Origin of the sequence: Guyparkeria sp., from assembly GCF_046545975.1 — a bacterium.
Taxonomy (GTDB): Bacteria; Pseudomonadota; Gammaproteobacteria; order Halothiobacillales; family Halothiobacillaceae; genus Guyparkeria.
Window position 1 is genome coordinate 1 of the sequence record NZ_JBKGYT010000009.1, and the last position, 13,709, is coordinate 13,709.

Below are 13,709 nucleotides of genomic sequence, written 5' to 3' on the forward strand. Positions count from 1 at the left end.
AGAAAACCCCGCGGCGCGGGGTTTCTTGCGTTACGGCTGGGCCGAACGTCGGTCTCAGGAAGACTGGGCTTTCGGTGCTTCTTCCTCGTTTCGCGTTTCGCTGACGACCAGCTGGGGGAACGGGATGGTGATGCCGTTGGCGTCGAAGGTTTCCTTGATCTGCTGTTGCAGGTCGGACTTGATCACCGGCATGTCCGCCGCGCGCACCCATGGGCGGACGATCAGGTCAACGCTCGAGGCGCCGAACTGGTCGACGAGGATGACCGGTGCCGGTTCCTTGAGCACGCGGTCGTCCTGTTCGAACACCTCCATGATCAGGTCCTTGGCGCGGGCGATGTCATCGCCGTAGTCGATGCCCACGGCCAGGTCGAGTCGGCGGGTGTCACGGACGCTGTAGTTGGAGATCGCCGCCGAGTAGAGCTGGCCGTTGGGCACGATCAGCTCGACGTTGTCCGGCGTGTTCATGCGCGTGTGGAAGATGCCGATCTCGTTGACCGTGCCCATCAGGCCGCTGGTGATGATGAAGTCGCCCGCCTTGAAGGGGCGGAAGAGGAGAATCATCACGCCGGCGGCGAAGTTGCCCAGCGAATCCTTCAGGGCCAGACCGACGGCGATGCCGGCACCGGCGATCAGGGCGACCAGCGAGGTGGTGTCCAGGCCAAGCTGGGAGAGTGCGGCGATCGCGACGAACAGCAGGAAGGCCGTCCGGGCAAGCGCAACGATGAAGCCGACCAGCATCCTGTCGAGTCCCGTTCTCGACAGCAGTCGGTTCAGCCAGGGTGCGCCGGCCTTCGCGATGAAGTAGCCGGCGGCCGCAATGGCGACAGCCGTCAGGATCTTGATGATCCAGGGCAGCAGGTAAACGGAGAAGAAGCTCTCTTCCATGGTGATCCCTCAGATGGTGTTCTTGTGGCGAGTGCAAGTCGGACTCGCGGCCTCGTCGGGGCAGTATAGGGGGCATCTGTGCCCCGTTTCAGCGCAGAGTGTCTTTCGGGGCCACAAACAAAAACACCGCCCGGAGGCGGTGTCTTTCGCGGCGTCGTGGGGTGACGACTTATTCGGCAGTGCCCTTGGTCGTGATCTCGACGCGACGGTTCTTGGCGCGGCCTTCGCGGGTCTCGTTGGTCGCGACCGGCTCGAGCTCGCCACGACCTTCGGTGTTGATCACGTCAGCCGGAATGTCCTTGGAGGTCAGGTAGTCCTTGACGGTCGCGGCGCGACGCTCGGACAGGCCCTGGTTGTACTCTTCGGTACCGATGCTGTCGGTGTGACCAATCACCTCGACCTCGGCGATGGAGTTCAGGTCACCCATGTCGCTGACCAGCTCGTCGAGAGTCTCCTTGCCTTCCGGCTTGAGGTTCGACTTGTCGAAGTCGAAGTAGGTGTCAGCCTCGAGGGTGACTTTCTCGGCCTTCGGCTCCGGGGGCGGCTCGACGGCCGGCTTCGGTGCCGGAGCGGCTTCTTCCTTCTTGACCAGCTCGGGGTTGCAGGCCTCGATGGCGGTGTCTTCGTTCAGGGTGCCGTGACCGTTGTACAGGCACGGGCCATGGCCGGTCATGACCGGGTTGCCGTTGCTGTCGTAAACGTACGGGTCTTCGCCCCCGGCATAGGTCTGGCCAGAGAAGGCAAACGTGGCTGCGACGGAAGCAGCGAGCACGGTCATTTTCTTCATCTGTGAAATCTCCTTGTTTCTCTTTAAGTCAGAGAGGATGACGTTGGGTGTCGCTAGAGTGGAGCGATTCAGATCCTTTGACGATTGAATCTGATTGAAATAGTAGTCGTCCACTCAGGCAAAGTGCAAAAATAGCCGCCCTTCGTTGTTGTGTCGGACAACGGTTGCCGTCGATAGACCGGCCCGGACGACCGCTATCAGGTGAATCGCCCGGGATTTCGCTTCGTTTTTCGCCAGGTGCCAGTAAATGCTCAAGCCGCTGATATACAAGGAAAACAATCTCCACGTCCTCGACCAGAGAGCGTTGCCGCACCAGGAGACCTGGGTTTGTTGTAACCGTGCAACAGACGTGGCGAAAGTGATACGTGACATGGTCGTTCGTGGGGCTCCGGCCATCGGGATTGCCGGAGCGTACGGCTACGTGCTCGGGGCCCGTGCCGTATTGACGGGGGGTGGGGATGTCAGCCCGGCGGGGCTGGATTCCGTCTACCGGGAGCTGGCCGCGGCCCGTCCGACCGCCGTCAATCTCGTCTGGGCGCTTGACCGCATGGTCGCCCGGCTGGAGCGCGAGGCGGCCAACTCTGCCGAAGGCCGTGTGGCCGCCCTTCTCGACGAGGCGAGAGCCATCGATGCCGAGGATCTGGAGGCCAATCTCCGGATGAGTCAGGCCGGGGTTGCCCTCATCTCTCCCGGCAAGTCCGTGCTCACCCATTGCAATACGGGGGCGCTGGCCACGGGCGGGCAGGGCACCGCACTGGGCGTGATTCGCGATGCGTGGGCGGCCGGGCGCATCGAGCAGGTGTTCGTCGACGAGACGCGACCCTGGTTGCAGGGGGCGCGGCTGACGGCCTGGGAGCTGCAGCAGGAATCGATTCCCTATCGCCTGATCTGCGACGGCGCGGCGGCGAGCGTGCTGGCCACCGGCGACGTGGGGTGGGTCATCGTCGGTGCCGACCGGGTCGCCGCGAACGGTGATACGGCCAACAAGATCGGCACCTATTCGCTGGCCGTGCTGGCTCGTCACCACGGGGTCGGTTTCATGGTGGTCGCGCCCCGGGCCACCATCGACCGGTCCTGTCCGGACGGGGCCGCGATCGAGATCGAGCAGAGGCCGGCGGAGGAAGTGCGTTCGCTGGCCGGTCGGCTGATCGCCCCCGTCGACGCGCCCGTTCACAACCCGTCCTTCGATGTCACCCCCGCCGAACTGATCGATGTGCTGGTCACCGAGAAGGGGGTACTGCACCGGCCGGATCGGGCCGGGGTCGCCGGGCTTTTCCGGTGACGGCGACGAACCGTCGTCCCCCGGCGGGGCGCGGCGAGGGGGCGATGGCGTAGCGGTATGGCGCCCCGCCGTGGCGATCGCCCCCTGTGGTAACATGACCCGCTTCGTGGAGGCTGCCGGTCCGAGTCGCCTCGGCGCCGCGCCGACAGTCCTCTCGTGCGTGCCCGTTGGCGGGGGATGAGGGCACGCGACCCGGCCGTGATCGCCGGGCCGCCCCGGCGCCAAATTGCCGCTCACACGCGGATAAACAGGATATTCGTGGGTACCAGGACACTCGCATGACTCAGTTCGCTCAAGAAATCTTCCCGGTCAATCTCGAAGACGAGATGCGGCAGTCCTATCTCGATTACGCCATGAGCGTGATCGTGGGGCGTGCGCTGCCGGATGCGCGCGACGGCCTCAAGCCGGTACATCGTCGTGTCCTCTATGCCATGCGCGAGCTGGGCAACGAGTGGAACAAGCCCTACAAGAAGTCCGCGCGTGTCGTGGGTGACGTCATCGGTAAGTATCACCCGCACGGTGATTCGGCGGTCTACGACGCGCTGGTGCGCATGGCGCAGGACTTCTCCATGCGCAACATGCTCATCGACGGGCAGGGCAACTTCGGCTCGGTCGACGGCGATGCCCCGGCGGCGATGCGTTACACCGAAGTGCGCATGGCGAAGATCGCCCACGAGCTGCTCGCCGACATCGACAAGGAAACCGTCGACTTCATCGACAACTACGACGGCTCGGAATCCGAGCCGCAGGTCCTTCCCGCCCAGTTCCCGAACCTGCTGGTCAACGGCTCCTCGGGCATCGCCGTGGGCATGGCCACCAACATCCCGCCGCACAATCTCGGCGAGGTGCTCGACGCCACGGTCGCGCTGATCGACGACCCGGCCATCAGTGACGAGGACCTGCTCGCCTTCGTGCCGGCGCCGGACTTTCCCACTGCGGGCATTATCAACGGCGCGGCCGGGCTGCGCGACGCCTACCTGACCGGTCGCGGCCGCTGCGTGATGCGCGCCCGGGCGGAGTTCGAGGACAGCGAGAAGACCGACCGCACCTCGATCGTCATCACCGAGCTGCCCTACCAGGTCAACAAGGCTCGGCTGATCGAGCGCATCGCCGAGCTGGTGCGCGAGAAGAAGATCGAGGGCATCGCCGAGTTGCGCGACGAGTCCGACAAGGAAGGCATGCGGGTCGTCATCGAGTGCAAGCGCGGCGAGATGCCCGACGTGCTTCTCAACAACCTCTACCAGCAGACGCAGTTGCAGAGCGTCTTCGGCATCAACATGGTGGCGCTGGTCGACGGCCAGCCGCGCACCGTGGGCCTGCGCGAGATCCTCAACGTCTTCCTGCGCCACCGTCGCGAGGTGGTCACCCGCCGCACCATCTTCGAATTGCGCAAGGCGCGCGACCGGGCGCATATCCTCGAGGGCCTGGCCGTGGCGCTGGCGAACATCGATCCGATGATCGCCGTGATCAAGTCCGCGCCGACGCCCGCCGAGGCCAAGGTCAAGCTGCTCGACGGCACCTGGGAGTCGGGTGTGGTGCGCGCCATGCTCGAGAAGGCCGATGCCGCCGCCTCGCGCCCCGAGGCGTTGGGCGACGAGTTCGGCCTGCAGGAGGACGGCAGCTACCGCCTCTCGCCCGAGCAGGCGCAGGCCATCCTCGAGATGCGTCTGAACCGGCTGACCGGCCTCGAGCAGGACAAGATCGTCGAGGAGTACGCCACGCTGCTCGAGCGCATCATCGACCTGCTCGACATCCTGCGTTCGGACGAGCGCCTGATGCAGGTCATCCGCGACGAGCTGATGCGGATCAAGGACGAGTACGCCGATCCGCGCCGCACCGAGATCATCGTCGATTACGAGGACCTCTCGATGGAGGACCTGATCGCCGAGGAAGATCGCGTGGTCACGCTCTCGCGCGAGGGCTACATCAAGACCCAGTCGCTGGCCGACTACCGCAGCCAGCGCCGCGGCGGCCGGGGCAAGGCCTCGACCCGCATGAAAGACGAGGACGTCATCGAGCAACTGCTGGTCGCCAGCACCCACGCCTGGGTACTGATGTTCACCAACTTCGGGCGTGTCTACTGGCGCAAGGTCTACCAGCTGCCGCAGGGGGCGCGCGGTGCCCGTGGCCGGCCGGTGGTCAACGTGCTGCCGCTGCAGGACGGCGAGTGCATCAACACCATGCTGCCGATCCGCGAGTTCGTCGACGATCACTACATCTTCTTCGCCACGCGCAATGGCCAGGTGAAGAAGACCCCGCTGGTCGACTTCTCCCGGCCGCGGCAGGCCGGCATCATCGCCATCGACCTGCGCGAGGGCGACCGGCTGATCGGCGCGGCGCTGACCGACGGGGCCCGCGAGATCATGCTGTTCACCAACGCGGGCAAGGCGACCCGGTTCGTGGAGGGCGACGTTCGCTCGATGGGCCGAACGGCGGCCGGGGTGCGCGGCATTCGCCTGCAGGAAGGTCAGTACGTGGTCTCGCTGATCGTGGTCGACGAAGGCGAAGTGCTCACCGCCACCGAGAATGGCTATGGCAAGCGCACGCCCACCGACGAGTTTCCCGTCTACAACCGTGGCGGGCAGGGTGTGATCGCCATCAATACCAGCGAGCGCAACGGCGAACTGGTCGGTGCCGTGCTGGTGCGCGAGGCCGACGAGGTGATTCTGATCTCCAACCGCGGTACACTCGTGCGCACCGAGGTGTCCCAGATTTCCTCCCTGTCGCGCAATACCCAGGGCGTGACCCTCATCCGTCTGGGCAAGGACGAGCGGCTGGTTCAGGTCGAACCGGTCGCGGCCATGGATGATGAAGGTGACGAGGAGCTCGAGGACCGGGGCGCGGAGGAGTGATCCCCGCCGTGGCGAGGGAACGTCGCCACGCCGTCTAGCCCCCGGCAGGCCGGGGGTTTCGATCGAATGAAAAGGCCGGGCGAATCATCGCCCGGTCGCTTGTTTTCCGTTTCTGTTCAGGAGTAGTCATGGCTCGCGTTTACAACTTCAGCGCCGGTCCGGCGATGTTGCCCACCGAAGTCCTCACCCGCGCGCGGGACGAGTTGGTCGATTACCAGGGGACCGGCATGTCGGTCATGGAAATGAGCCATCGCGGCAAGCATTTCGTCGGCATTGCCGAGCGGGCGGAAGCCAACCTGCGCAAGCTGATGAACATCCCGGACAACTACAAGGTGCTGTTCCTGCAGGGTGGTGCCTCCACCCAGTTCGGCGCGATTCCGCTGAACCTGGCCAACGGCTCGGGCAAGGCCGACTACCTGAACACCGGCCACTGGTCGGTCAAGGCGATCAAGGAAGCCAAGCGCCTCTGCGACGTCAACGTCGTTGCCGACACCAAGCCGCAGAACTTCACCACGCTGCCGGCCGAGGGAGAGATCAAGTTCTCCGCTGACGCCGACTACGTCCACTACACCCCGAACGAGACCATCGCCGGCGTCGAGTTCCCATACATCCCGGACACCGGCGACGTCCCCCTGGTCGCGGACATGTCCTCGACCATCCTGTCGCGCCCGATCGACGTCTCGAAATTCGGCGTCATCTACGCCGGTGCGCAGAAGAACATCGGCCCGGCCGGCCTGACGATCGTCATCGTCCGCGACGACCTGCTGGGCAAGTCGCGGGACAACACCCCGGCGATGCTCGACTGGGCCACCCAGGCCGAGGCCGACTCCATGTACAACACCCCGCCGACCTACGCCTGGTACATGGCGGGTCTGGTATTCGAGCACCTGCTGGAAAAGGGCGGCCTGGAGGCCATGGCGGAGATCAACAAGCGCAAGGCCCAGAAGCTCTACGCCGCCATCGACGGCAACGACTTCTACAGCAACCCGGTCGAGCCGGCCTATCGCTCGTGGATGAACGTGCCGTTCATGCTGGCCGACGATTCGCTCGACAAGACCTTCCTCGAGGAGGCAGGCAAGCAGGGCCTGGTCACGCTCAACGGTCACCGGTCGGTCGGCGGCATGCGCGCGAGCATCTACAACGCGATGCCGGAGTCCGGCGTGGACGCGCTGATCGACTTCATGAACGACTTTGCCAAGCGTAACGGCTGAGCTCGAGTCGAGCCGCCAACGTCAGACAGCCAAATTCAAGGAATCGGACATGTACAAGATTCACACCCTCAACGCCATCTCCAACAAGGGCCTCGAGCGCCTGCCGACTGACCAGTACGACATCAGTGCAGAGCTCTCTGACGCCGATGCCATCCTGGTCCGTTCGGCCAAGATGCACGACATGGACCTGCCGGAGTCGCTGCTGGCCATCGGTCGTGCCGGTGCCGGCGTCAACAACGTTCCGGTCGATCGCATGACCGACAAGGGCGTCGTGGTGTTCAACGCGCCGGGCGCCAACGCCAACGCGGTCAAGGAGCTGGTCATCGCCGGCATGCTGATGTCCATCCGCAACATCGGCCCGGCCTGGGACTTCGCCCGCAACCTCGAGGGCTCCGACGAGGAGATCCACAAGGCGACCGAGGCCGGCAAGAAGAACTTCAAGGGCTTCGAGTTGCCGGGCCGCACGCTGGGCATCATCGGCCTAGGCGCGATCGGCGTGCGCGTGGCCAACTCGGCCAAGGCGCTGGGCATGCGCGTGATCGGCTTCGACCCGGGCATCAGCGTCGAGCGCGCCTGGGAGCTGTCCCCGGACGTCCACCAGGCGGGCAGCGTCGACGAGGTCCTGGCCAAGGCCGACTTCGTTTCCCTGCACGTGCCGCTGATCGAGCAGACCAGGGACCTGATCAACGCCGAGCGCCTGGCGTTCATGAAGGACAACGTCGTGGTCCTGAACTTCGCCCGTGACGGCATCGTCAACGAGCAGGCCATGGTCGATGCACTGGACAACGGCAAGGCCCTGTCCTACGTCTGCGACTTCCCGAGCAACAAGACCAAGAACCACCCCAAGTGCCTGACCCTGCCGCACCTGGGTGCGTCCACCGACGAGGCCGAGGACAACTGCGCGATCATGGTCGCCGACCAGGTGCGCGACTACATCGAGAACGGCAACATCAAGAACGCGGTCAACATGCCGCACGTCCAGATGGCCCGTTCCGGTGTCCAGCGCATCGCGATCGCCAATCTCAACCGCCCGGACATGGTCGGCCAGATCTCGCACATCCTCGGCAAGGCCGGGGTGAACATCGAGCACCTGGTCAACGAGTCGCGCGACAAGGTGGCCTACACGCTGCTGGACGTCGACCGCGAGGTGCCGGAAGCGACCCGCGACGAGCTGGCGGCCATCGACGGCGTTCTGCGCCTGCGCCTGCTCTGATCTCCTGCCGGGTCCATGGGCGGTAACCAGTCCAAGCCGGCGGCACCCGCAACGCTGCCCGACAGCCTGGACGAGGTGCGCGGGCTGATCGACGATCTCGATAGGCAACTGCTCGAGCTGATCAGCCAGCGTGCGCGCCTGGCCGAGCAGGTCGCCCACATCAAGCAGCGGGATCCCGAGTGTTCGCCGGGGCAGTCCTTCTACCGCCCCGAGCGGGAGGCCCAGGTGCTCGCCCGCATCCGGGAGCTCAACCCGGGTCCACTGGACGACGACACCGTGGCCTGGCTGTTCCGGGAGGTGATGTCGGCCTGCCTGGCACATGAGCGCCCACTGTCAATCGCGACCCTCGGTCCGAGCGGGACCTTCTCCGAGCTGGCGGCCGTCGCGGCCTTCGGTCACGGCGGCCGGCTGCAGTTCGAGCCGGGGATCCCCGAGGTCTTCCGTGCGGTCTCCGCCGGCAGCGTCGATTTCGGCGTGGTGCCGCTGGAGAACTCCACCGAGGGCAGCGTCTCGGTCACGCTCGATTCGCTCGCCGGCAGTGACCTGCTGCTCTGCGGCGAGGTGGCAATGCGGATCGACCAGCAATTGCTTGCCCTCCCGGATGCCCCATCGCATCCCCGCTGCATCGTCTCGCATGCCCAGTCGCTGGCCCAGTGTCGCGAGTGGCTCGACGCCCATTTCCCGGGTGTCGAACGCATGGCGGTGGCGAGCAACAGTGCGGCGGCGCAGCAGGCGGCGACCGACCCGGAGGTATTCGCCATCGGGCCGGCCTTCGCCGCCGAGCGGCACGGCCTGGTCGTGCGCGCGGCCAACATCCAGGACAACGTCCAGAACACCACGCGATTCGCCGTGCTGGGTCGCGAGCCGGTCGCGCCCTCCGGCAACGACAAGACGGCCCTCCTGCTGTCGGTGACCAACGAACCCGGGGCCTTGTCGCGGCTGCTTCTGCCGCTGTCCGAGGCGGGGATCGACGTCCTGCGTATCGAATCGCGTCCGGCACGTGACCGCGTCTGGGACTACGTCTTCTTCATCGACATTGCCGGGCACCGGGACGAGCCGCCCGTGGCCGCCGCGCTCGACCGGTTGCGCCCGCACTGCGGGCAGTTGCGGGTGCTCGGCTCCTACCCGGTGCCGGCGATCAGCCACCCGGGAGGGAAGTAGATGGATCGCGAGGAACGTCCGTCGGCCGCCGTGCGCGCGCGAGCCTGTGTCCAGGCGATCAGTCCCTACGTACCCGGCAAGCCGGTCGAGGAGGTGGCACGCGAGCACGGCATCAGCGACGTGCTCAAGCTGGCCTCCAACGAGAACCCGCTCGGGGCGTCTCCCCGCGCTGTCGAGGCGCTGCGGGAGGGCCTGACCGATCTGCATGTCTACCCGGACGGCAGTGGCTACCGCCTCAAGCGGGCGATCGCCGACCACTACGGCGTGCACCCGGAACAGATCACCTTGGGCAACGGCTCGAACGACGTGCTGGAACTGGTGGCGCGCGCCTACCTCGAGCCCGGGGCCAACGCGGTGTTCTCCGAGCATGCCTTCGCTGTCTATCCCCTGGCCACCCAGGCGGCCGGGGCCGAGGCGAAGGTGGTGCCGGCCCGGCCGCCGGACGATCCGGTGATGCCGTTCGGCGCCGACCTCGAGGCCATGGCCGCCGCGATCGATGAACGCACCCGCGTGGTCTTCCTCGCCAACCCCAACAACCCGACCGGGACCTGGGTGGAGGCCGCACAGCTGCGCGGACTGCTCGACGCGGTACCGGAGGACGTCATCGTGGTACTCGACGAGGCCTACACGGAATACGTCGAGGAGCCCTCCTTCCCGGACGGTATCGAGTTGCTCGCGCACTACCCGAACCTGGTGGTCACGCGCACCTTCTCCAAGATCTTCGGCCTGGCGGCCCTGCGCGTGGGGTTTGCCGTCAGTGACCCCGCGATCGCGAGCCTGCTCGACCGGGTGCGTCACCCCTTCAACGTCAATGCCCTGGCGTTGCAGGCGGCCGAGGCGGCGCTCGAGGACGCGGCGTTCATCAACGAGAGCCGGGCGGTCAACCGGGCGGGGCTCGAGCAATGGCAGGCCGCCGCGCGCGAGCGTGGCTGGTCGACCGTTCCGAGCCGGGCGAACTTCATCACGGTACTCACCCCCTTCGGGGCCGGCCGCGTGTTCGAACAGATGCTGCGCGAGGGCGTGATCGTCCGTCCGCTGGGCGGGCCGGATGCCCGCGGAGGATTGTCGACCGCGCTGCGCATCACCATCGGTACCGCCGAGCAGAACGAGCGGGCCGTCGCCGCGCTGGAACGGGCACTGGGCCGGCTGGCGGCCGAGGACGAGTCCGATGATTGATCGGCTGGCGCTGATCGGGACGGGCCTGATCGGTGGCTCTCTGGCGCTCGGCCTGCGGGCGCAGGGGGCGGTCGGCGAGGTGGTCGGCTACAGCCGGCGGCTGGAGACCCGGCTGTCGGCCGAGCGCCTCGGCCTGATCGACCGGCCGGCCGACTCGGTCGCCGAGGCGGTCGCTGGTGCGGACGTCGTCTTTCTTGCGACCCCGGTGACGGCGATGGACGCCGTGCTGGCCGAGCTGGCCGACTGCCTGCCCGAGACGGCGCTGATCACCGACGGCGGCAGCGTCAAGGGTGCCGTGGTCGACCGGGCACGGGCGCACCTCTCGTCGACACAGCTGGCGCGTTTCGTGCCCGGCCACCCCATCGCCGGGCGCGAGCACAGCGGTCCCTCGGCGGCGACCGCCGATCTCTACCGGGGTCATCGTGTCATCCTCACGCCTCTGCCGGAGAATGCCCCGGACGACGTCGCCCGGATCGAGGCGATGTGGCAGGCGGTCGGTGCACGGGTCGAGCGCCTCGACGTCGCCCACCACGACCATGTCCTCGCGGCGACGTCGCATCTGCCGCATGCGGCGGCTTTCGCCATGGTTTCGGCCCTGGCGAGGCTGGCAGAACGCTACGAGGTCTTCCGCTACGCCGCCGGCGGCTTTCGCGACTTCACTCGCATTGCCAGCTCCGACCCGGTGATGTGGCGGGACATCTGCCTCGACAACCGCGACGAGATCCTGGGAATGCTCGATCACTACCGGGACGAGCTGGACCGGCTGCGGGAACTGATGGCCGGTCGCGACGGCGAGGCGCTCGAGCGCTACTTCGCCGACGCCAAGGCGGTGCGGGACGCGCTCTACCCGGTGGCCGACAGCGGCGACGGGCGGAAGGGCGGACCCGCTCGACCGGCCGGCGAGTGACAGCTGCTTCGCCTGCCGCCCGCACGACGCCACGACTCAATTCTTCAATCATCCGGACGACTGCCACATGTCTTCTGTTCATGACACCGCCTCGTTGACCTTCCGCAGCACGGCCGTCGAACGCCTGTCGGGCGAGGCGCGCGTGCCGGGGGACAAGTCGATCTCCCACCGTTCGATCATGCTCGGCTCCCTGGCCGATGGCACCACCGAGGTGACCGGGTTCCTCGAGGGCGAGGACAGCCTCAACACCCTGCGCTGCTTCCGTGCCATGGGGGTGGAGATCAGCGACCCGGAGAACGGGCGGGTCACCATCCGGGGCGTCGGCCTTCACGGCCTGACGCCCCCGGCGAAGCCGCTGTACGTGGGCAACTCGGGCACGTCGATGCGCCTGATGGCCGGGATTCTCGCCGGGCAGGCATTCGACACGGTGCTCGAGGGGGACGCCTCGCTCTCCCGTCGGCCCATGAAGCGGGTGATCGACCCGCTGACCGAGATGGGTGCGCGGATCGAGTCCGGCCCCGAGGGGCGTTCGCCGCTGACGATCCGCGGCGGACAGGCGCTCCGGGCGATCGACTACGCGATGCCGATGGCCAGCGCGCAGGTGAAGTCCTGCGTCCTGCTGGCCGGTCTGTACGCCGAGGGGCAGACCTGCGTCACCGAGCCGGCCCCGACGCGCGATCACACCGAACGGATGCTGTCGGGCTTCGGTCTCGAAGTGACACGCGAGGCCAATCGCGTCTGCCTGGGGCAGGGCGATCCGGCCCAGCGTCGCCTGCAGGGCGGCGCGCTGGAAGTGCCGGCGGACATCTCCTCGGCCGCGTTCTTCCTGGTGGCGGCGAGCATCGTGCCGGGATCGGAGATCACGTTGACCCACGTCGGGCTCAACCCGACCCGGACCGGCGTGATCGACATCCTGCTCGCCATGGGCGCGGATATCCGGATCGAGAACCGTCGGACGGTGGGTGGCGAGCCGGTCGGTGACCTGCGGGTGAGAAGCGCCGAACTCCGGGGTATCGAGATCGACGAGGCGCTGGTTCCCCTGGCCATCGACGAGTTCCCGGTGATCTTCGTCGCCGCCGCCTGCGCCCGGGGGCGCACGGTGTTGACGGGTGCCGAGGAGCTGCGGGTCAAGGAATCCGACCGCATTGCGGTCATGGCCGACGGGCTGGCCAAGCTCGGCATCGACGCCACGCCGACGGACGACGGCATGATCATCGAGGGGCGCGGCGAGCCGAAGCCCTTCGGCTCGGCGACCATCTACGCCCAGGGCGACCACCGCATCGCCATGGCCTTCGCCGTCGCCGGCCTGAAGGCACGCGGCGAGATCACCATCCACGACTGCCAGTTCGTCGAGACCTCGTTTCCGGGGTTTGCCGAACTGTTCAACCGCCTCGGCGGTTGCCTGGAACTGTCGCGCCACTGAACACATTCGAGGAGGTTTCATGGTCCCCGTCATCACCATCGATGGTCCCAGCGGTTCCGGCAAGGGCACGGTCGCGCGGCGACTGGCCGCGCGCCTGGGCTTCGGCATGCTCGATTCGGGGGCGCTCTACCGCCTGACCGCGCTGGCCAGCCAGGCCGCCGGGCTCGCGCCGCAGGACCCGGAAGTGGTCGACATGGCGCGCCGCCTCGACTGCCGGTTCGACGAGGAGGGGAACGTCTTTCTCAACGAGGAAAACGTGACCCGCGAGTTGCGTACCGAGACCACCGGCGCGATCGCCTCCCAGATCGCCGCCCGGCCGGAGGTGCGAGAGGCGCTGCTGCAGCGCCAGCGGGATTTCGCACAGGCACCGGGCCTGGTCGCCGATGGCCGCGACATGGGCACGGTGGTCTTTCCCGAGGCCCCGGTGAAGATCTTTCTCGACGCCAGTGCGGAGGTGCGCGCCGACCGACGTTATAAGCAGTTGATCGAAAATGGATTCGATGCTAGTTTTACCGCCCTCGTCGAAGAGATCCGGCAACGGGACGAGCGAGACCGCAATCGGTCGGTCGCTCCGCTTCGACCCGCGGAAGATGCGCTAGTCGTTGATTCCAGTGACCTTTCGATCGACGAGGTGGAGGCCATGCTATGGCGCTACATCCAGGACCGGATCGCCGGTCCCGGGGAATAGTGGCCGGGCGTGGCCGTCGACTCGTGTTTGTGTGCGGGCAATGTCGCCCGGTCATCAACCGTTGAGTCTGGCAAACCCAGGGACGGATAAGCCAGTGTTTGTTTACCACGACGGACAGCTATTG

At 66.7% G+C, this 13,709-nt stretch carries 11 protein-coding genes; 9 read left to right on the forward strand and 2 right to left on the reverse strand.

The genetic code is table 11. The annotated features are described in order from the left end of the window. Positions 1-54 precede the first annotated feature (54 nt). Entirely contained in the window at positions 55-885 is an 831-nt protein-coding gene (locus tag ACLFMY_RS01720; protein ID WP_410762783.1) for a mechanosensitive ion channel family protein, read from the reverse strand. A gap of 169 nt (positions 886-1,054) precedes the next feature. Beyond that, a complete protein-coding gene (locus ACLFMY_RS01725; protein WP_410762784.1) occupies positions 1,055-1,672 on the reverse strand; it encodes an OmpA family protein in 618 nt (205 codons plus the stop codon). A 247-nt stretch (positions 1,673-1,919) separates the two neighbouring features. On the opposite strand from ACLFMY_RS01725, the gene mtnA reads away from it, so the two are divergent. The 9 genes from mtnA to cmk all read left to right on the forward strand — a co-directional run bounded on the left by mtnA (position 1,920) and on the right by cmk (position 13,585). Beyond that, positions 1,920-2,954 carry an S-methyl-5-thioribose-1-phosphate isomerase gene (gene mtnA, locus ACLFMY_RS01730; RefSeq protein WP_410762785.1) on the forward strand — a complete coding sequence of 345 codons (1,035 nt, stop codon included), beginning with the start codon at positions 1,920-1,922 and terminating at the stop codon, positions 2,952-2,954. Between the two features lie 278 nt (positions 2,955-3,232). Beyond that, positions 3,233-5,806 (forward strand): DNA gyrase subunit A, encoded by a 2,574-nt coding sequence (gene gyrA / locus ACLFMY_RS01735; protein ID WP_410762786.1) that lies wholly within the window; start codon positions 3,233-3,235, stop codon positions 5,804-5,806. Between the two features lie 128 nt (positions 5,807-5,934). Beyond that, positions 5,935-7,017 (forward strand): 3-phosphoserine/phosphohydroxythreonine transaminase, encoded by a 1,083-nt coding sequence (gene serC, locus ACLFMY_RS01740; protein ID WP_410762787.1) that lies wholly within the window; start codon positions 5,935-5,937, stop codon positions 7,015-7,017. 49 nt (positions 7,018-7,066) lie between these two features. Beyond that, positions 7,067-8,230: a 3-phosphoglycerate dehydrogenase family protein gene (locus ACLFMY_RS01745; RefSeq protein WP_410762788.1), complete on the forward strand. Its 1,164-nt coding sequence runs from the start codon at positions 7,067-7,069 to the stop codon at positions 8,228-8,230. Positions 8,231-8,245: 15 nt separating this feature from the next. After that, a complete protein-coding gene (gene pheA / locus ACLFMY_RS01750; RefSeq protein WP_410762790.1) occupies positions 8,246-9,391 on the forward strand; it encodes a prephenate dehydratase in 1,146 nt (381 codons plus the stop codon). After that, positions 9,392-10,567 carry a histidinol-phosphate transaminase gene (gene hisC, locus ACLFMY_RS01755; RefSeq protein WP_410762791.1) on the forward strand — a complete coding sequence of 392 codons (1,176 nt, stop codon included), beginning with the start codon at positions 9,392-9,394 and terminating at the stop codon, positions 10,565-10,567. Then, a complete protein-coding gene (locus ACLFMY_RS01760; protein WP_410762792.1) occupies positions 10,560-11,474 on the forward strand; it encodes a prephenate dehydrogenase in 915 nt (304 codons plus the stop codon). The genes hisC and ACLFMY_RS01760 overlap by 8 nt, the downstream gene beginning before the upstream one ends. A gap of 67 nt (positions 11,475-11,541) precedes the next feature. Beyond that, on the forward strand, positions 11,542-12,897 hold the full coding sequence (gene aroA, locus ACLFMY_RS01765; RefSeq protein WP_410762793.1) for a 3-phosphoshikimate 1-carboxyvinyltransferase: 1,356 nt from the start codon (positions 11,542-11,544) through the stop codon (positions 12,895-12,897). Between the two features lie 19 nt (positions 12,898-12,916). Then, on the forward strand, positions 12,917-13,585 hold the full coding sequence (gene cmk, locus ACLFMY_RS01770) for a (d)CMP kinase (RefSeq protein ID WP_410762794.1): 669 nt from the start codon (positions 12,917-12,919) through the stop codon (positions 13,583-13,585). Positions 13,586-13,709: the final 124 nt, after the last annotated feature.

What these genes read in the sequence shown, in the direction of transcription:
- gyrA (WP_410762786.1), top strand. Translation starts at nt 3,233, where the DNA reads ATGACTCAGTTCGCTCAAGAAATCTTCCCGGTCAATCTCGAAGACGAG.
- mtnA (WP_410762785.1), top strand. Translation starts at nt 1,920, where the DNA reads ATGCTCAAGCCGCTGATATACAAGGAAAACAATCTCCACGTCCTCGAC.
- ACLFMY_RS01745 (WP_410762788.1), top strand. Translation starts at nt 7,067, where the DNA reads ATGTACAAGATTCACACCCTCAACGCCATCTCCAACAAGGGCCTCGAG.
- hisC (WP_410762791.1), top strand. Translation starts at nt 9,392, where the DNA reads ATGGATCGCGAGGAACGTCCGTCGGCCGCCGTGCGCGCGCGAGCCTGT.
- ACLFMY_RS01725 (WP_410762784.1), bottom strand. Translation starts at nt 1,672, where the DNA reads ATGAAGAAAATGACCGTGCTCGCTGCTTCCGTCGCAGCCACGTTTGCC.
- aroA (WP_410762793.1), top strand. Translation starts at nt 11,542, where the DNA reads ATGTCTTCTGTTCATGACACCGCCTCGTTGACCTTCCGCAGCACGGCC.
- ACLFMY_RS01760 (WP_410762792.1), top strand. Translation starts at nt 10,560, where the DNA reads ATGATTGATCGGCTGGCGCTGATCGGGACGGGCCTGATCGGTGGCTCT.
- pheA (WP_410762790.1), top strand. Translation starts at nt 8,246, where the DNA reads ATGGGCGGTAACCAGTCCAAGCCGGCGGCACCCGCAACGCTGCCCGAC.
- cmk (WP_410762794.1), top strand. Translation starts at nt 12,917, where the DNA reads ATGGTCCCCGTCATCACCATCGATGGTCCCAGCGGTTCCGGCAAGGGC.
- ACLFMY_RS01720 (WP_410762783.1), bottom strand. Translation starts at nt 885, where the DNA reads ATGGAAGAGAGCTTCTTCTCCGTTTACCTGCTGCCCTGGATCATCAAG.
- serC (WP_410762787.1), top strand. Translation starts at nt 5,935, where the DNA reads ATGGCTCGCGTTTACAACTTCAGCGCCGGTCCGGCGATGTTGCCCACC.